This window comes from Streptococcus saliviloxodontae (assembly GCF_016908655.1).
GTDB lineage: Bacteria > Bacillota > Bacilli > Lactobacillales > Streptococcaceae > Streptococcus > Streptococcus saliviloxodontae.
Genome location: NZ_JAFBEI010000010.1, coordinates 1 through 19209 on the forward strand (window position 1 = coordinate 1; position 19209 = coordinate 19209).

19 protein-coding genes are annotated in these 19209 nt (G+C 38.6%); 1 reads left to right on the forward strand and 18 read right to left on the reverse strand.

Annotated elements, in window-relative coordinates:
* Positions 1-96: 96 nt before the first annotated feature.
* The 9 genes from JOC31_RS03145 to JOC31_RS03185 form a co-directional block, all read right to left on the reverse strand.
* Positions 97-387 carry a Veg family protein gene (locus tag JOC31_RS03145; protein WP_205016736.1) on the reverse strand — a complete coding sequence of 97 codons (291 nt, stop codon included), beginning with the start codon at positions 385-387 and terminating at the stop codon, positions 97-99.
* Between the two features lie 11 nt (positions 388-398).
* Positions 399-1757 carry a replicative DNA helicase gene (gene dnaB / locus JOC31_RS03150; protein ID WP_205016737.1) on the reverse strand — a complete coding sequence of 453 codons (1359 nt, stop codon included), beginning with the start codon at positions 1755-1757 and terminating at the stop codon, positions 399-401.
* 39 nt (positions 1758-1796) lie between these two features.
* On the reverse strand, positions 1797-2249 hold the full coding sequence (rplI, locus tag JOC31_RS03155) for a 50S ribosomal protein L9 (protein ID WP_205016738.1): 453 nt from the start codon (positions 2247-2249) through the stop codon (positions 1797-1799).
* 3 nt (positions 2250-2252) lie between these two features.
* Positions 2253-4223 (reverse strand): DHH family phosphoesterase, encoded by a 1971-nt coding sequence (locus JOC31_RS03160; protein WP_205016739.1) that lies wholly within the window; start codon positions 4221-4223, stop codon positions 2253-2255.
* A 90-nt stretch (positions 4224-4313) separates the two neighbouring features.
* Positions 4314-6212: a tRNA uridine-5-carboxymethylaminomethyl(34) synthesis enzyme MnmG gene (mnmG, locus tag JOC31_RS03165; protein ID WP_205016740.1), complete on the reverse strand. Its 1899-nt coding sequence runs from the start codon at positions 6210-6212 to the stop codon at positions 4314-4316.
* Position 6213: 1 nt separating this feature from the next.
* Positions 6214-6648, reverse strand: a complete 435-nt coding sequence (locus JOC31_RS03170; protein WP_338058827.1) for an NUDIX hydrolase — start codon at positions 6646-6648, stop codon at positions 6214-6216.
* A gap of 19 nt (positions 6649-6667) precedes the next feature.
* Complete coding sequence (locus JOC31_RS03175; protein WP_205016741.1) at positions 6668-7120, reverse strand: NUDIX hydrolase; 453 nt, start codon at positions 7118-7120, stop codon at positions 6668-6670.
* Positions 7121-7268: 148 nt separating this feature from the next.
* Positions 7269-8390, reverse strand: coding sequence for a tRNA 2-thiouridine(34) synthase MnmA (gene mnmA / locus JOC31_RS03180; RefSeq protein WP_205016742.1), 1122 nt, complete (start codon positions 8388-8390; stop codon positions 7269-7271).
* A gap of 141 nt (positions 8391-8531) precedes the next feature.
* Positions 8532-10232 (reverse strand): hypothetical protein, encoded by a 1701-nt coding sequence (locus tag JOC31_RS03185; RefSeq protein WP_205016743.1) that lies wholly within the window; start codon positions 10230-10232, stop codon positions 8532-8534.
* A gap of 171 nt (positions 10233-10403) precedes the next feature.
* Here JOC31_RS03185 and JOC31_RS03190 point away from each other — a divergent pair, with 171 nt between their 5' ends.
* A complete protein-coding gene (locus JOC31_RS03190; RefSeq protein WP_205016744.1) occupies positions 10404-11036 on the forward strand; it encodes an HAD hydrolase-like protein in 633 nt (210 codons plus the stop codon).
* A 15-nt stretch (positions 11037-11051) separates the two neighbouring features.
* Here JOC31_RS03190 and JOC31_RS03195 read toward each other — a convergent pair whose 3' ends face one another.
* The 9 genes from JOC31_RS03195 to yfmF form a co-directional block, all read right to left on the reverse strand.
* Complete coding sequence (locus JOC31_RS03195) at positions 11052-11702, reverse strand: transglycosylase SLT domain-containing protein (protein WP_205016745.1); 651 nt, start codon at positions 11700-11702, stop codon at positions 11052-11054.
* A gap of 349 nt (positions 11703-12051) precedes the next feature.
* Positions 12052-12621: an aggregation-promoting factor gene (gene apf / locus JOC31_RS03200; protein WP_386705548.1), complete on the reverse strand. Its 570-nt coding sequence runs from the start codon at positions 12619-12621 to the stop codon at positions 12052-12054.
* A gap of 135 nt (positions 12622-12756) precedes the next feature.
* Positions 12757-13554 carry a CbiQ family ECF transporter T component gene (locus JOC31_RS03205; protein WP_205016746.1) on the reverse strand — a complete coding sequence of 266 codons (798 nt, stop codon included), beginning with the start codon at positions 13552-13554 and terminating at the stop codon, positions 12757-12759.
* The gene (locus JOC31_RS03210) at positions 13547-14389 is read right to left on the reverse strand and encodes an energy-coupling factor transporter ATPase (RefSeq protein WP_205016747.1); all 843 of its coding nucleotides are present in this window, start codon (positions 14387-14389) and stop codon (positions 13547-13549) included. The genes JOC31_RS03205 and JOC31_RS03210 overlap by 8 nt, the downstream gene beginning before the upstream one ends.
* Complete coding sequence (locus JOC31_RS03215) at positions 14365-15195, reverse strand: energy-coupling factor ABC transporter ATP-binding protein (RefSeq protein WP_205016748.1); 831 nt, start codon at positions 15193-15195, stop codon at positions 14365-14367. The genes JOC31_RS03210 and JOC31_RS03215 overlap by 25 nt, the downstream gene beginning before the upstream one ends.
* Before the next feature lie 6 nt (positions 15196-15201).
* The gene (pgsA, locus tag JOC31_RS03220) at positions 15202-15744 is read right to left on the reverse strand and encodes a CDP-diacylglycerol--glycerol-3-phosphate 3-phosphatidyltransferase (protein WP_205016749.1); all 543 of its coding nucleotides are present in this window, start codon (positions 15742-15744) and stop codon (positions 15202-15204) included.
* An 11-nt stretch (positions 15745-15755) separates the two neighbouring features.
* Entirely contained in the window at positions 15756-16610 is an 855-nt protein-coding gene (locus tag JOC31_RS03225) for a helix-turn-helix domain-containing protein (protein WP_205016750.1), read from the reverse strand.
* 73 nt (positions 16611-16683) lie between these two features.
* Positions 16684-17958: an EF-P 5-aminopentanol modification-associated protein YfmH gene (gene yfmH / locus JOC31_RS03230; protein ID WP_205016751.1), complete on the reverse strand. Its 1275-nt coding sequence runs from the start codon at positions 17956-17958 to the stop codon at positions 16684-16686.
* Positions 17959-19206, reverse strand: a complete 1248-nt coding sequence (gene yfmF, locus JOC31_RS03235) for an EF-P 5-aminopentanol modification-associated protein YfmF (RefSeq protein ID WP_205016752.1) — start codon at positions 19204-19206, stop codon at positions 17959-17961.
* Between the last annotated feature and the right edge of the window lie 3 nt (positions 19207-19209).

Genomic DNA, 19209 nt, shown 5'->3' on the forward strand with positions numbered 1-19209 from the left:
TAACAACGACCTCCACTACTATTATACCGGAGGTCGTTTATCTAGTTTATGAAATTAATTTCTGAAAACGATATTTTCTTCATGCGTTTGTCGTGCTTACTTCGCTTCTAATGCCGCCTGTTCTTCATCATCCAAATAACGAATCAAAGTTTTTTCTGTCAAAATATCTGAATAGGTATATGACTCAACATAAGAATTTGCCATAATACCAATATCATTATATTCAACGATGAAAAGAGATGGGTAAACCTCAATTAAGCGACCAATCTTATTTTTTTCTCGCTTACGGCCGTTTTCAAGTGTTAACTCAACCAATTGTCCTTCATGATTTTTGACATCTTCTTTGATTTTTTTCATTTTTGCTACATCTGCAAATGCATCACTCATTAATTTCTCCTCTAACGTTCCTCAAACTGTGCTATGTTTGAGAATTTATTATATTCTTTTTGGAACATTAACTTCACTGTTCCACGCGCTCCTGCACGGTTTTTTTCGAGAATAACCTCAATGGTGTTATCCTCAACAGCCTCCTCGGCTTCCTCACCCTCTTTACGATAATAATCATCGCGATAAAGAAAGGCTACGATATCCGCATCTTGCTCAATTGATCCTGATTCACGGATATCTGATAAAACGGGACGCTTATCTTGTCTTTGCTCAACACCACGGGATAACTGACTTAAAGCAATAACAGGAACTTTTAACTCTTTTGCTAGAATTTTCAATTGACGTGAAATGTCTGAGACTTCCTGTTGACGATTCTCTGGTCTCGTTCCTGTAATTAGCTGGAGGTAGTCAATGACAATAAGTCCTAAACCTCCCTCTTCTTGAGCCAGTTTACGTGAACGTGCCCTAATCTCGGTTATCTTTATTCCTGGAGTATCGTCAATAAAAATCGGAGCTTCTGCTAAAGCTCCTTGAGCAATCGTCACATTATACCAATCTTGCTCAGTCAATTGACCTGTACGTAGGGCGTGGGAATCAACCATTCCTTCAGAGGCCAACATACGGTCAACTAAACTTTCTGCTCCCATCTCTAGTGAAAAAATAGCAACAGGACGATTTTGTTTTGTACCAACATTTTGAGCGATATTCAAAACAAAAGCAGTCTTACCGACCGCAGGACGAGCAGCTAAGATAATCAACTGATCTGGATGAAGACCTGTCGTTATTTTATCTAGATCCCTAAAACCAGTCGGTAGACCTGTCACATCGCTCGTTTGCTGTGAACGCATCTCCAAAGATTCATAGTTAACTTTTAAAACATCTGAAATTTTACGAAAACCTGAACGATTGCTGTGCTCATTGATATTAATCAAAGCTTTCTCTGCACTCTGAATAATATCTTCTGATTCCCTTGCTCCCTCATAAGCTTGATTAACAGTCTCTGTTAAACGAGAAATGATACGTCGCAACATGGCTTTTTCAGCTACAATTTTGGCATAATATTCTGCATTAGCACTAGTCGGCACACTATTGACTAGCTCTACGATGTAAGAAAGACCACCAATATTTTGTAAATCCCCCTGATTGTCCAAAATCGTTCTAACCGTCGTCGCATCTATCGCTTCGTTACGATCTGCTAAGGTCACCATCGCTTTAAAAACAATCTGATGAGAATATTTATAAAAATCATCAGCCTCAATAAACTCACGTACAGTGATTAGTTTATCTGGGGCAATAAAAATGGAACCGAGTACGGACTGCTCAGCAATCAAATCCTGTGGTTGCACGCGCAACTCCGGTGCATCTGCCACTCATCTACCTCCTTTCTTAGAGTCTCTTTTCTGTTCAGATTAGGCTTGTTTTATTGATAGTTTAATCTCTGCTGAAACTTCTTTGTGGAGTTTCACAGGCACTTCAATCAAACCAATGGCACGGATCGGTTGTGCAAGCTCAATATGACGTTTGTCTAGTTTTATATTGAATTGTTTTTCCAATTCTTCTGCAATTTTCTTAGCTGTGATTGATCCAAAAGTACGTCCATCTGGTCCAACTTTTTCAGTAAACTGCACACGTGTTTCTTCTTTTTCAAGCTCAACCTTCAAAGCTTTTGCTTCCTCTAAGATCTCTGCTTGGTGTTTTTCTTCTGACTTTTGTTTCCCTTTCAACTCACCGATTGCTTGGCTTGTTGCTTCTTTCGCAAGGTTCTTTTTAATCAAAAAGTTCTGAGCATATCCTGATGGAACTTCTTTGATTTCCCCTTTTTTTCCTTTACCTTTAACATCTTGTAAAAAAATAACTTTCATGATTTACTCCTTTATATCAATTAACTCATTTGCAATAGTTTCAATTAAAGATAGCTTCGCTTCCGTAACTGTCATCCCTTCAATTTGGCAAGCTGCCAAATTGAAATGACCTCCTCCACCAAGCTTCTCCATAATCCTTTGAACATTAATTTTACTCTTACTACGTGCAGAAATAGCTGCTTTTCCTTGATTATTTTTAAAAATAACAAAGGTAGCCTCGATATTTGCAAGAGATAGCATTGCATCTGCTGCCTTACTTGCAATCACATTACTATAAACCTGATGGTCTTCCCCGCTAGCAACGATGATATTCGTACCAATTCGTTCCCCAGTCAAAATCAGCTGGTTAATCAACCGATACTCATCAAAATCAGTAGCCAAAATAGACTGAATTTCGATACTATCGCTACCAAGTGTCCGCAAATAGCTGGCAACATCGAAAGTACGACTTGTAACTCGAGTTGAAAAATTCTTAGTGTCCAGCATAATGCCAGCCATCAAAATGCTAGCCTGCAACTTGCTAAGGCGTGCTTTAGCTGCTTGAAATTGAACCAACTCTGTGACCAATTCGCTGGCACTACTTGCTCCACTTTCGATAAAACTTAACACAGCATTGGTAGGAAAGTCCTCATCACGTCTATGATGGTCTACCACGATCACCTCTGTAAAAAGATTATAAAAATCTCTTGATAGGGTCAAAGCCAGCTTGGAGTGGTCCACCATGATTAGTAGTGAGTGGGAATTTACTTTTGAGAAGGCCTGCTCCAAGCTGATTAAATTGGTCTGCCCATCTTCATGAACACGACTTATTGCTCGAGCTATATCAGGGCTCATCTCGTCAGGATTATAAACCACATACGATTCCGGAACCACTTGACTGGCAAAGAACTGCATCCCAATGGCTGCTCCTAAAGCATCCATATCAAGATGGTGGTGACCAACAATATAGACTGACTTGACCGTCTTCAACTTATCAGAAATCGCTGTCATCATTGCTCGAGTTCTCGTACGCGAACGTTTTACTGTCGAAACAGTACCTCCACCAAAATACAGTAACTCTTTTTGGTCATCATTTTCCTTAACAACCACCTGATCACCACCACGGACAAGTGCTATATTCAAATTTTGTAGTGCCACAGCTCCAATTTGATGATGATTCTCATCTCCAAAAGAAACTCCCATACTGAAGGTCAGAGGTAAGTTTCGATCCTGACACTCTTTTCTAAATTGTTCCAAAACCTGAAACTTTTGTGACATTAGCTGGTCCAGCACATCATAATTAGTGAAAAAATAGAATCTATCCATATCCACCCGACGGTAGAAAATACGATATTCTTGAGCAAACTTCGACACAAAGGTCGCTATAAAACTGTTTAATTGCGATACTTCTGAGTCAGAAAGATCATCAATAATATCATCGTAATTATCTACCGATATGATACCAATAACCGGCCTCGTTGCTGCCTGAGATGATAGTGTCTCAGTCTTGCTACTAACATCAAAGAAATAGAAAACTCCCGACAAGACATCCATATAAGTCGTATAGCGATTACCCTCTATATCTAAGATACGATTAGCGCTAGCATCCTTTTGACTAGCAATAACCTGCTCTAAAACAGCTAAATCGACATCCCCAGAATCAGTATTAGAGAAAATCAGTTTAGCATAAGGATTGTACCAGTCAATGGCATCTGTCTCTGTATCAAACTTGATAACACCTACCGGCATTTGATCCAGCAGAGTCTTCAAGCTAAGCTCTGTTTGGCTATTGAGCATATCAATTTGTTCCGTTTCCGTCAGCTCATAACTCCTCTTTTGATAATACAAAAGAGCAATTACAAAAACCATCGTCATAAATAATATCACGATAAAAACAGGCTGAAAACGAATAGATCTAGCACAAAGAGCCAATAATCCAAAGAGAATCATCCCCATTAACACGAGATGAATTGTCTCAAAACGAAATTTTTTCATCATTAACCTCTTAAACCCGTATTATACCATAAAAACCGGTAAAAAAGTTGGGTCCATCATCTATTATGAGGTTACAGTTTGGTTACGATATCATAGCTTACGACGAGCCTTATTGTTGCCCTCTAGATAAACCATAAGAATGGAAACGTCCGCTGGGTTTACACCAGAAATACGGCTAGCCTGACCAATCGTCTCAGGATTGATTTTTTTGAACTTCTGACGGGCTTCTGTTGCAATGGAGTCAATGGCATCCCAGTCGATGTTTGCAGGAATGCGTTTTTCTTCCATTCGTTTCATTTTTGCAACTTGATCTTGAGCCTTTTTGATGTAACCCTCGTACTTAATTTCTGTTTCAAGAAGTTCAATCAATTTGGCATCCAAGTCTTCTGCTGCAGGACCAACAAAAGCAACTGCTGCCTCATAATTGATTTCTGGGCGACGCATAAATTCTTTAGCCGTCATAGCATCTGTCAGTGGCTTGAAGCCAAGTGCTTGAACTTTTTCATTAGTTTCCTTGATTGGTTTCAATTTGAGGCTATCTAGACGTTTCAATTCATTATCAAATTGATTTTTCTTAATTTGGAAAGTATCCCAACGTTCATCATCAACCAAACCAACTGTACGACCAATTTCTGTTAGACGCATATCAGCATTGTCATGGCGAAGAATAAGACGGTATTCTGCACGAGAAGTCAATAGACGATAAGGCTCAAGGGTTCCCTTAGTCACCAAGTCATCAATCATCACACCGATGTAAGCATCACTACGCTTCAAAATAAGCTCTGGCTTACCTTGTACCTTAAGCGCAGCATTGATACCAGCTACAAGCCCTTGACCTGCTGCCTCCTCATATCCTGAAGTTCCATTGGTCTGACCCGCTGTAAATAGCCCTGAAATCAATTTTGTTTCAAGCGTTGCACGCAACTGATGTGGTAAAACAATATCGTACTCAATAGCATAGCCTGTTCGCATCATCTCCGCTTTTTCTAGCCCTTTGATAGAATGTACCAAATCTTTTTGAACATCCTCTGGTAGGCTAGTTGACAAACCTTGTACATAAACCTCCTCTGTGTCACGACCTTCTGGCTCTAAGAAAAGTTGATGACGCTCCTTGTCAGCAAAACGGACAATTTTATCCTCAATTGATGGACAGTAGCGAGGTCCCACCCCTTTGACAATTCCGGAGAACATCGGAGCGCGATGCAGATTTTTATTGATAATATCGTGACTTGTCTGATTGGTATAAGTCAACCAGCACGGAATTTGTTCCTGGAGATAGTCCTCATCTTTTGATAGGAATGAGAAGTGATTTGGCTTCTCATCACCCGGTTGAATCTCTGTCACCGAGTAATCAATACTTGATGCCTTAACACGAGGAGGCGTCCCCGTCTTGAAACGACCAATCTCAAGACCTAGTTTTTTGAGATTGTCTGCCAAGGTCACTGACGCTAGGCTATTATTTGGACCTGATGAGTATTTGAGATCCCCAAGAATGATTTCGCCACGTAGAGCTGTACCTGTTGTGACTACAACTGCCTTGGCTGCATATTTTTGACCAGTCGCCGTCAGAACGCCGACTACCTGACCATCTTCAACCAAAATATCATCAATCATGGTTTGACGTAGAGTCAGATTTTCCTGCTTTTCAACTGTTTTTTTCATTTCCTGCGAATAAAGTGCCTTATCTGCTTGAGCACGGAGAGCACGTACAGCAGGTCCTTTACCAGTATTGAGCATTTTCATTTGGATATAGGTCTTGTCAATGTTACGTCCCATTTGACCACCTAGGGCATCAATTTCACGGACAACAATCCCTTTGGCAGAACCACCAATCGATGGATTACATGGCATAAAAGCCAACATATCTAGGTTAATAGTGGCAAGTAGGGTCTTACACCCCATACGACTTGTAGCAAGACTGGCTTCTACACCGGCATGCCCTGCACCAATGACAATAACGTCATAGCTTTCTGTAAAATCATGTGTCATTTTAGTCTCCATTCATATTACTTATCTGTTTTAGTTGTCCAGACCAGTTTGGTAACTCTGTTTTTAAAAAAGAGGGTCTGATGTCTCTATTAGCCAGTTGATCAAAAGAGATCCATTCGCAAGGATAGGAACAATTTGCTTCCACCATTTTTATAGGAACCTCCCCCAATGGCTCCACAAAGTAGTGAAATTCAATGTTATGAAAATTCAAGCCATTAGCAGTAAAGCGATTTTCAACCACGAATGCCAAATCTGTCACCTTGACACTTATGCCAAGTTCTTCCTTGACCTCTCTGACAACAGCTTCCTCAGACGTCTCACTGACTTTAACAGCACCACCAATCGTTTTATACTGGTTACCTTGCTTTACCAATAATATCGTTTCTTCTTTGACAAGCAAAGCTGTCGCTCTAACACCGTAAACTTGATTGTCAATCTTTGTTCAAAAATCCATCTTACACTCCTTTATTAGTCACATGTGTTAGCGGAGTGTCCAACTGGTGTAAAGCTTTCTTCAAAAAAGAGGGATTCAAATCTAAACTCCCTAATTGGTCTAGCGGTACCCACTCGCACGATCTGGCTTCGCCCCCTTCGATTATCTCAGTACGAGGTTCACCTAATGGTTGAACAAGATAATGAAACTCCACCTGATGATAAGACGTCTCTTCCAGAGTAAAGTGATTTTCAACAATGAAAGCTAACTTTTCTACCTCAATAGAAATACCAACTTCCTCCTTGATTTCTCGTTTAATGGCTTCTTCAGTCGTTTCATTGACTAAGATTGCCCCACCAAGTAAATAATAACCCTCCTTAGGTGACTTCACCAAATAAATCTGACCATCTCGAATCATCAGAGCAGAAACTCTAACACCGTAAACCTGATTGTCAACCTTTGTTCGAAAATCCATAGCCTCACCTCCTGAACACAAAAAGAGCCAAAACTCTCGAAAACTGCAGGCCAAAAAACCTACAATTCCCATGAGCTTTGACCATCATGTTTATTGTGACTCTATTGTATCATATCTACCTTATTTGTCAATTGACACCTTTGTCAATCTAGATATATTGACAAGCCACTCCGTCTTTATAGGCTTGGTCGATGATACCTCCACCAAGACACTCTTGTCCATCATAGAAGACAACTGCTTGACCTGGAGTAATTGCTCGCTGGGCTTCAGCAAAGATAACTTCTGCTTTATCACCTTTCACCTTGATAGTTACTTGACTGTCTGGTTGACGGTAACGAAATTTAGCCGTACATTCAAGCGTGAATTCTTCAGTCATCTCACGTGTGAAGTGAATTGAGGAAGCCTCAAGGCTAGTTGACATGAGTGACTCATGGTAGAAACCTTGTCCAACATAAAGAATGTTTTGAGATAAGTCTTTTCCAACAACAAACCAAGGTTGGTTATCTCCACCATGCTGACCACCGATACCAAGTCCGCCACGTTGTCCGATGGTATAGTACATCAGACCCGCATGCTCGCCCATATCTCGTCCATCAACCGTCATCATGCGACCTTTTTGGGCTGGTAAGTATTGGCTAAGAAATTGTTTAAAGTTTTTCTCACCAATGAAGCAAATACCTGTTGAATCTTTTTTCTTAGCAGTTGCAAGGCCTGCACGCTCTGCAATTTCTCTAACTTCAGGCTTTTGTAAATGCCCTAGTGGAAACATAGTTTTTTGAAGTTGCTCCTGTGAAAGCTGACTAAGAAAGTAGGTCTGATCTTTATTATTATCAGCTCCACGCAACATATGGACAATGCCATCCTCATCACGTGACACTTGAGCATAGTGACCAGTCGCCACATAATCGGCTCCTAAAGTCATGGCGTAATCAAGAAAAGCTTTAAACTTGATTTCCTTGTTACACATAACATCTGGATTAGGTGTACGTCCCGCACGGTATTCCGCCAGAAAATACTCAAAGACCCGATCCCAGTATTCTTTTTCAAAGTTAACAGAATAGTAAGGAATGCCAATCTGATCTGCTACTGCAGCAACATCTTTATAATCTTCTGTTGCCGTGCAGACACCATTTTCATCCGTGTCATCCCAGTTTTTCATGAACACACCAATCACATCGTAACCTTGCTCTTTTAATAGCAGAGCAGTCACAGATGAATCAACGCCTCCACTCATCCCAACGACGACACGTATTTTTGAATTATCTGTCATGATAATCCTCCCATCAAATAATTTTTAACATAGACTTGAAGGGTCCAGTTTTTCATCTATCGATTTGAAGGTCGATATTAGCGTCACAGACGCAGAGTCAATTATACCATGTTTTCAAGTAAAATCAAAAGGCTTGTGTTCTCACACAAACCTCTTGATATAAATTTTATATCCTATCTGTAAACCTAAAATTAACCACGACAACAAAGCTAAGATAATAAGACTTGTCAACCAAAAAGGAACAAGGAAAGTGACAATTAACTTATTTTCTCCTTCTTGCGACATAACCCTTGGTGTTCCGATAATTGATAGGTCATAGTCTTTAGGACTTAACACTTTTCCATTTAAACGTAATTGAGTATTACGATACTTGACTACCGGAAGGTCCACCTCATGGTTACTCTGTCCCGTCCAAGTCAAAATTAGTTGATCACCCTTTACACACTTGTCAACGTGGTTGCTGTTTTGAACAACATGATTATAATAAAGATCATAAGTATTCCTTGTCCCTCTAATACCATAGACAGGGACATAATCAGGAGTTGTTTTTACCACCAGTTTCAAAAAATGCTGTAAATCGTGACTGTGAAGACTTGCTTTAATTTCCTCATAAGACCCATTCACATAGACATGCTTACTCTTGGAAATAATGTACTTTCCTACTCTCTCGGCTGTAACAGCAGTTGTGTTCAGATTTGTTTGATATAAACCAACAATAGCCAAGCCTAATAGCAACCAGCTAACAGCACTGCGCCATTTTGTAAATTGATTAACACTGATGCCTGTAATCATTAGAAGTAGTATCGTCGCTGGAACAAAAAATCTAAAAGGAAATTGAATCAGTTTTGCCACTGCGTTTCCATGCTCCAAAAGCCACTGCCATGGAAATAGACCTGTCGAAAGAAAAATAAATAAAAAATACAATAAATGGAGAACTTTTTTCCAACTCGCCAAGTTTTTAAAATGGATAAGAACATAGATAATTTGTCCTACCAAAAGAATACCTAAAGGGCTTGGTGTTATCAACCAGTATGATGACGTTCCATCGATTCCATTTAGCCCAATGGTATCATTGATAAAAGGATCTAGTAGCTGATTCCGTGATTTCAAATACAGCAGTACCGACCAAACATTAGCAGTTAAAATCATAAACAGCCCTACAGATTGTAAACCTCGTTTAAGTAGGAGAACTTTTTGATCCGACTTGATAAAACCATATAGAAAAAAAGGAATGTACATCATTATCAACATCAAGGCACTCAACATATGGACTTGAAAAATTAATGCAACAGACACTGCCAAACGAATCGGTTCTACCTTTCTATAGAAAGTAAAACGAATAGCCGGAATAAAGCAATAGGGTAAGATAGCAGCCCCCCAACTTGAAAAGCCTTGCCGCATTGTCCAGTATTGAATAGCAAAAGTCGTCATATAAAATAAAGCAAGAGACAAAGCTATTAACTGCCTAACTTTAGCCTGTCTCAATAAATTATAGAGTGAACTACCTGCGATCAGAGCAATGAGAAACCGTGATAAAAGCTGATAAGAAAACCAGCTACCACTTATTAAAACAAGTAAACCTTGAGCGTAAGCGAATAAAGGACCATAAACAGCATTCACAATACGACCTGACTGCTGAAATCCATACATACTAATAAAGTAAGAAAAATTTCCCTCTTTGATCTGCATCGCAGCATCATAAAATCGATTGTAGTGAAAAACAGAATCCGACCCCATAATGACATCTCTGCTAATAATTTGAGGTAAAATAAGCAAAAAACTAAAGCCTAAGAGAGAGAGCATGACATAGTATTTTTGCACTAGGCTTGATATTTTATTCATTTTAATTTCCTTTCCTTAGCTCTTATTATACCATATCCTTTTTTTGACTTTAGATCTAAAATATGATTAACTAAATATAGTATTTCAATACTTCTTTTATTTTAAGGAGTTTTCAGGCGGTTGTCAACGTTTTGTAAATTTTGTTGACAAGTTATTTACAAAGGAGATTTTATGGCTATTTTATTTGATTTAGACGGTACTTTAGTGGATTCTAGTCTTGGTATTATGTCAGCCTTTAGCTATTGCTTTGAGACACTTAATTTACCGATACCGAGTGATAGTCAATTACGCGAGTTTATCGGACCTCCCTTAGAAACAACCTTTGCAGCTTATTTTGAAAAAGATGATGATATCAATAAGGCAATCAGCCTTTTTAGAGAGTATTATGATACAAAAGGCGTTTATCAATCTACTCTTTACAGTGATGTAAAGGAGACACTTGACTTTTTGCGAGCTCACCATATCCCTCTATTTATCACTACTAGCAAGAATGAACCGATGGCATATCGTATGTTGGAATATTTGGAGATCAATCATTACTTTACAGCCATTTACGGTGCTTTACCGAACCGCTATCGTAAATCAGATGTCATTGCAGCTTGTCTAGCAGAGCATAAACTTGCCACAGAAAACACTGTTATTCTTGGAGATACCATCTTTGATATATTTGGTGGAAAAGACAATAGTATCAAAACAATAGCTGCTAGTTGGGGATTTGGAGATAGAAAAACTCTTGAAGACTCTCAACCTGATGATATCATTGATTCCATTGAATCCTTAAAAAAAGTAGTTGATTTCAATTAAGAAATCAACTACTTTTTAGTAACCCCAAGCTGACAATCCTTGGGCATTATAGGCATTCAAAGCTGATTGAATCTGATCATCAACTGTTGCTGTTGAACCCCAACCTGGCATCGTTTGGAAAAGACCTGATGCTCCTGAGCTATTTGTTACGGAAGAGTCACCATTTGACTCACGCGCAATAATATATTCCCACGTTGATTGAGAAACACCAGTCGCTGCTGCCATCTGCGCTGCTGCGTAAGAGCCTGTCTCTCCTGCAGTGTTACCGTTGGCTAAAACAGTTGTTGATTGAGGTACAGTTGAGCTAGCTACGGCTGGCTCTGTATAGGAAACTGCTTCTTGACTTGAGATAACCTCAGAAGTCTGAACTGCTTCTGAAGGTACCTCTACTATTGTCTCTTCTGATGTTATTTCTTCGGTAGTCACTTCTGGTAGTTGACTTACCTCAGTACTGACCTGCTCTGTAGTGACCGTTGTATCTGTCACTTCTTCCGCATTTGCTTTTGTCAATTTAGTGTACTCTGTATTCGATGATTGTACTGCTAGATGATCGCTTGTTGCTGCAATACCAGTTAGGAAGGCTGCTGCTCCTAATAGTGGTAAGGTCAACATAGTCAGCTTAACTCTCTTTTGACGCTTTAATCTACTTACTCTACTATAAGTCATAATTATCCACTCTCAATTTCATATTCACTTTATATTAACGAATTCTTATTACTTAGCGATTGAAGATATATGACAAATATTACAAATCCTTTGTGATTTATTGAAAATGATGAAGAACTGGAAGACGCAAAGAGGCCGGAACAAAAGTATACTGACCCTAAAAATTAGTTTTTTGTCTAACTTTTGAGGTCAGCACAAAGTCCAATGCCTCTCAAATTTTTTAGTTAAATGTTACAAGATGCAACGATTGGGAGAAATTCTGCTAGCTTTAACTAACCTAGCGTTTCCTCTTCACAATTTATTAGGTACTGTAGGGCCACTACACTACTGCTTACTTAGTACTGGAAAATTAATACCAGCCGTTTGCATTCCAGAAAGCCAAAGCTGCTGACCATGAACCATATCGACCTGCAACGTAAGCATCAGCTGTACGTTCTTGATTTTCTGGTGATGTGTCACCATTTAAATATGACAAAGCCAATTGATAACGACCATAATACTGTCCATTTGTAGCAGTATAGCTACCTGATGACTCACGCTGTGCCACTTCTTCTTTAGCAGCATAATCTGCTGAACTCAAGGTTGATGTATACGAACCTGTTGTCGTAGACACAGTATCTCCTGTTGTTGTAGTTGATGATGAGGTATCTGTAGTTGTTGAAGATGTGCTCGTTGCACCATTAATAGAGAGAACCTGACCTACAGAAATTTGATTAACATCAGAAATATTATTCTCACTAGCAATGGCAGAGACACTTGTTTGATGAGATGTAGCAATTGTTGATAGCGTATCTCCTGACTGGACAGTGTAGGAATCTGCATTGACCGCTACTGGCAAAGCAAAGGCTGTCATTGCAAGTGCAAAAAGACCTGCTTTCATTGTATTTGATTTATTTTTAAAAAATGTTTTCATTGGCATATTTCTATACTCCTTGTTAATTTATGATATGAGTTATATCATACCCCCTTATTATTACCTTGAGTTTGATCTTTTATTAAGATTATTACATCAATATTGACGAGAGATAAAGAAAACGCTTCCTGAAGAAGCGTTTTAGTTTGATTTAAGGAAAAATAGGAAAATCCCCAACACAATAAATACCACAATGGTTATCGTATCTTGAATACGCCAAGAGAGTTGACGATATTTTGTTCGCCCTTCACCACCTTGATAACCTCTAGCTTCCATCGCAATTGCCAAAGCATCTGCTCTCTTAAAACTCGAAGCAAATAAAGGAATTAAGATAGGAATGATTGATTTCACTTTTTGAACCAAATTTCCTTCCCCAAAGTCAACACCGCGTGCTCTTTGAGCATTCATAATACGTGTTGTATCGTCCATAAGAGTGGGAACAAAGCGTAAACTAAGCGATAACATTAGCCCAATTTCATGAGCGGGTACCTTGATGACTTCAAGAGGTTTTAATAATGATTCCACTGCATCTGCTAAATTCAAAGGCATGGTGGTCAAAGTTAATAAGGTTGACATAAAAATAATTAATATAAATCTCATAAAAATGAGACTTGCTTGAGCTACTCCAAAGTCAGTCACTCTGATAATACCGAAACGAAAAATTTCTGAACCAGTATTGGTAAAAAGTATTTGAAACAAGGTCGTAAATAAAATAATACCAATCATTGGTTTTAGCCCTCCCAAGAAAAATTTTAGGGAAATTCGAGAGAGCAAAACTGCAGATAAAGTAAAGAAAAATACAATTGCATTGGTAACAACATTGTTAGCCCAAAAAATGACAACAATAAATAGTACCATCGCTAACAGTTTACTACGTGGGTCTAGACGGTGAACAAATGATTCCCCTGGAATGTAACGACCTAAGATAAGCTTATCCACGGTGAACCTCCTTTACAAATTCATCTATTGTAATTGGCAAACGATCAAAGTGATAACCTCTATCATACAAAGCTTTTGCCAGCTTTGTAATCTTAGGGACGCCTAGTTGCTTTTCTTCTAATAGTTCAACTTGCTGAAAAATATCGCCAGGTGTACCAGATAGAACTAATCTCCCTTTTTCAAGAACCTTAACCTCATCAGCATAATTTGCTACATCATCCATCAGATGAGTAACAAGTACGATTGTCATCCCTGAATCATGTAAGGTTTTAAAAAGCTCCATTAGCTCCTGACGGCCTCTAGGATCTAATCCAGCTGTCGGCTCGTCTAGAACCAGAACATCCGGTTCCATTGCTAAGATCCCTGCGATAGCCACACGTCGCAACTGTCCACCAGATAAATCAAATGGATTGCGGTCAAAAAAGACCTCATCTAGTCCAACTAAACGCAATTTTTCACACGCTAATTTCTCAGCTTCTTCTTTCGGCATTCCAAAATTTTGCGGACCAAAAGCGACATCCTTCAAGACAGTCTCGTCAAAAACCTGACTCTCGGGAAATTGAAAGACAAGACCAACTTTTTTACGTAACTGTTTAATTTCTTTTGCCTTAACTGCTGGGGTCAACTCATAATCTGCAACAAATACTGTTCCAGTGGTCGGTAAATTAAGCCCATTTAACAGCTGCATAATGGTAGATTTACCGCTACCTGTATGACCAATAAAAGCAGTGTAAGAGCCATCTGTAATCTGAGTACTAATGTCAAAAAGGGCACGCCCTTCAAAGGGCGTCCCTGCCTGATAGGTATAACTTACATTTGTGAGAGTAATTCCCATAAGTAGTCTTCCAATTCTTTTTCTGTATAGTAAGTGTCTGGCAAATCCATACCTGACTCCTTAAGTGCTAGCTGCAACTTAGATGTAAAAGGACGATCGAGACCAAGATTCGCCAATGAATCACCTTGGCTAAATAGTTCGACAGGACTTCCTGTCATGGCAACCCGCCCTTGCTTCAGTACCAATACCATATCACTCATTGAAATCTCGTCCAAATCATGAGTGATTGACACAATGGTAATCTGATACTTATCTCTAACCATCTGCATTGTCTTTAACAATTCTTGACGACCTTCTGGATCCAACATACTAGTTGCCTCATCAAAAATAATAATCTTGGGTCTCAGTGCAATGGCTCCAGCGATCGCAACACGCTGTTTTTGCCCCCCAGATAGACGAGCTGGTTCACGACTCTTAAAGTCAGACATCCCTACTAAATCCAGAGCTTCTTGTACACGCTCATACATTTCCTTATAGCTCACACCTTGATTTTCAAGTCCAAAGGCAACGTCATCTTCAACTGTTGCACCAACAAACTGATTATCTGGATTTTGAAAAACCATACCAATTTTGTGACGAATACTCCAAACATTCTCTTCTGTGAGTTGTTCGCCATCAATGATAATGGAACCTGACGATGGGACCAAAAGACCGTCAATAAGACGAGCTGTTGTTGATTTTCCAGAGCCATTATGACCTACAATCGATAACCATTCTCCTGGTTTCACGTGAAACGATACGTTATCCAAAGTTGGTTTCTCTTGCTGGTCTCGATAATAGAAGGTTAATTCACTAACATTAATCATATTGTCTTATTTAAAAGTATCCTTAAAAAGGAACCCTGCTCCTTTAAAGTAATCATACCCTGAGTAAAGCGTGAAGAACAAGGCGATATAAAGTAACCATGTTCCAATCAACGTCCAACCACATAATAAAAAGATAACTGATAACATTTGAGTAGCTGTTTTTATCTTACCTGGCATGGCTGCTGCTAGAACTTCTCCACCCGTTTCAACCAAAAGTAAACGAAGTCCAGTAACAGCTAGTTCTCGACAAATAATTAAAGCACTCACCCAAGCGGGAACCAAATCCAAACCAACCAACATAATAAAAGCACTCATAACAAGCATCTTATCTGCTAGCGGGTCTGCAAACTTTCCAAAATTTGTTACCACCTGCCACTTACGAGCCAAATACCCATCAAGATAGTCCGTCACACTAGCAATTGCAAAGATAGAAGCTGCCCAATACAAAATAGCTCCTTGATTGGATACGGAAGTCAGTAGCAAAAATATAGGAATCATGATGATTCGTATTAAAGTCAGTAGATTAGGAATATTTTCTTTCTTAGTCATCATGTCATCCTTTACTCTTCGATAGTTAAGCTAATATAACTTGTTCCTTCGCTCGTTAGCGATGATAAATCAACTACTTGGTTATCAATAAAGACAGTCACATCCTTAGTTACTCCTAGAGTAATCACTGATGATGTCGTACCATCAATCAAAGTTGCTGTGTAATTTGTGCGACTTGAATCCAAGGTTATTCCTGAATCATCTAAATCAGAATTAGTTACGCTAAACCAACCAGTACTTGCACCAGATAAAGATACGATAATAGGGATTCCCGCAGAAGAAGGATTCCTAAGGGTAACAGATAAATTATAGCCATCCGATGATTTCGTCACTGTTAGGTTTGGTTTCGGAGCATCACTCGACGCTGAACTCGTAGAAGATTGCTCTTTTTCAGTATCTGCCGTCGTGCTATTCACTACTGAATATTGTGTCTGACCAGTTGTTGACTTGGTTTCAAATTGCATTTGTTTCATGACAATATAGCCAACAAAAAACAAAATCGCAATTGCTACCAAACTAATGTACAAGAGAGGTAAAAAGTAAACTTTTTGACGACGGTAACTCCTTACCGACTGATGCCCTTTAGCTCTACGATAATGCTCATTTGGTAAATCAACTTGAGGATTTTCCAAACGTTCTTGTTCAGACTTGACTCGTTTCATATCCTCTTCTGTTACACCAACTGCTTGAGCATAGCGATTTATATAATCTGACGGGAGTACATTCTCTGGTAATGCTGAATAATTGTCTAACTCTACAGCTAAAAGATAGGGCACTTCAATTGAAGTAATATCTCCAACATCTTCTAAAGTCATTTTTTTGGCAATTCTAGCCTGTCTTAAAATATGACCGATACTTGTATTCATTTCATTCCTTCCTATTTTTCATCTGTATATAATTACTCAATATTATATCAAAATTTAATCATTTTTTCCCTATCTACTTCGGAAAAATTGTAAAATCTGACACGTCCATTTCTCTAACGAATCTAGAGGCTGTTTCTTGAATTACTTTTAAGTTAATACGTTCTAAGTAATCCGGAAAATCAAGATAAGTTTCACCATCTAAATTATTGAGTGCCAATTGAGTAGCTATCGTATCAATTGAATCTAATCCTTTTAGGAACTCCCCTAAATACTCTCTCTTTAGACGGTTGAGATGTTCTTCTGATACATCCGAATTCTCTTGAAAATTGATCAAAACTTGCTTAATCCGATTAGCCATAGCAATCGGTTCCCATGTATCGAGTGTTACAATAACAAACTGATAACGATCTGTTACTTCTAGCTCTATATCAAAGGCTTGATCAATCTTACCACTATCGTACCAATCTTGATAAGTTTCAGAAGTACTACCAAACAGCAATGAAAACACTAACCTTAACGATAGTTTGTATTCCAGAATTGACATGCCAAAAGGAATACCTCTTCCTCTGAAACCAACTGCTAATTTAGGCATAGCCACGTCCATTGACAAGCTTTGAGACGACATGACAGGATTTAAATCAAGTTCAGTTCTAGGTGCTAGAATAGTAGAAGAGTCACAAGCTGTAAACCTATTGACAACCAAATTGTCAATCTCAGTCACATCAAAATTTCCTACAGTTATCAACGTTAGATTCTCTGCTTGATAGAAACTATTATAGTGATCTTGTAAAATCTCTGCCGTAACTTGACGTATATCATCAAGCGTCCCTGCAATATCATCAGCCAGTGCCGTACCTGGGTAAAGCGACTGACGAATACCTAAAAATAAGCGGTCATCCGCGTCATCGGCATACATATCAATCTCTTGTTCTATAATTCCAACTTCTCGTTGAACAGACTTTTCTTTAAAATGTGGACTAGTAACAAAATCAATTAGCAAGGATAAGCAAGACTCCAATTGATTTGTTGTTGAAACAAGATAAGTGGTTCGATCAAAGCTTGTAAAAGCATTAGCTTCCGCTCCTAACTCAGTAAACTGTAGTAAGACGTCACTTCCATCTTCGTTTTCAAATAGTTTATGCTCTAAAAAATGTGCGATACCACTTAATTTTTCGTTGACAGAAGGTGTCAACATCTTGTCAACAGAACCATATTGACTTGTCAATATAGCATAGCTCTCATGAAAGCCTTCTTTAGGAAGATAATAGATGTCCAATCCACAATCTAACCGACGATAAAACAAGGTTTCAGAGATTTTGGGGTATCTTTTTTGTTTTAATTGAGACATTTACTCTCCCTCCATCAAATAGATAGCCTGAAGACTAAGCTGTCTCGCTACACCCATCAAGCTTTTCTTGTCAACCATTTCAATTTCTGCTACTAATTGAGTAATATCTCTATAATCTTTCCCAAAGAGCTTTTGATAATAGGCATTTTCAATCAACGTTTGTGGATTGTCTAGAGATAGTTGAATCGCATTTAATACCATCAACTTCGTTTCTTGGATTTCTTTCGCTGTAAAGCGTCCTAACTTCATATCACGCAATTGTTTATTAATTAGGCGCAATGCTTTAGAGCGATTTTCTTTATTGATACCTGCATATATTGTAAAAAAATGTGTTAGAACATCATAGCGACTGCTGATAGTATAGGCAAGAGACTCTTTTTCTCTCACATTTCTAAATAGTTTAGAGTGGGAGAACCCCCCTAACAGCCCATTAAAAATCAATAAACTAGCATAGTCCTCATCAGTATACGAAATAGGCAAATGATAACCCAACTCCAAAATGGTTTGATTGGTTGACTTTTTCTCCACTTTTTCACAAATAATATTACTTTTTTCTTGAAAGTAATATGGCATAATCTGAATATATCGATCTATCCAGGGCATTTTATGTAATCGTTGCAATAGTTTATAGTCATCTACATCTCCCAACACAAAAATATCGATTTGATCCTTGTCAATCATCCTCTGAAATTCTTGATAAGCAGTGAATGCATCTTCGGCAGCTACCAGATCTGATTTGCTATATTTTGACATAGCTATCGTATCGTCCTTAAAGAATAGTTGCTGTAAAGTAAGATCCGCCATATAGAAGTGATCCTCTTTATCTGCTTCAAGCGCATTTATAAGATTTTTCTTTTCAACATCAAAAGCCCTAGTTTGATATCTCTCAAGAGACACCAATGGATGAAATAACAGTTCTTCTATCAAGTCGGTTATACGGTCTAATAAATGCTCTCCCTGCGGAAGGTAACCGTCGTTAACAAACGATAAGTTGACATCAACGCAATGAATATAAGCTCTACTTGACACGGACGTTGATAATGCTGTTCCGTACATATCCGCCAGATGTTCTCTGAGCTGTTTTGTTGTAGGATAATGCTCTGACACGGCTTCTAACATTTGAGCTACTAAAACACGACGTGCGAGTGTGTTTTGCGACTTGAGTCCTGAGAATCTAATTTTAATATGATTAGTCTTAAATGTTTTACTGGGAATTACATGGAGGTTAACACCTTCAACTATTTTCATCTT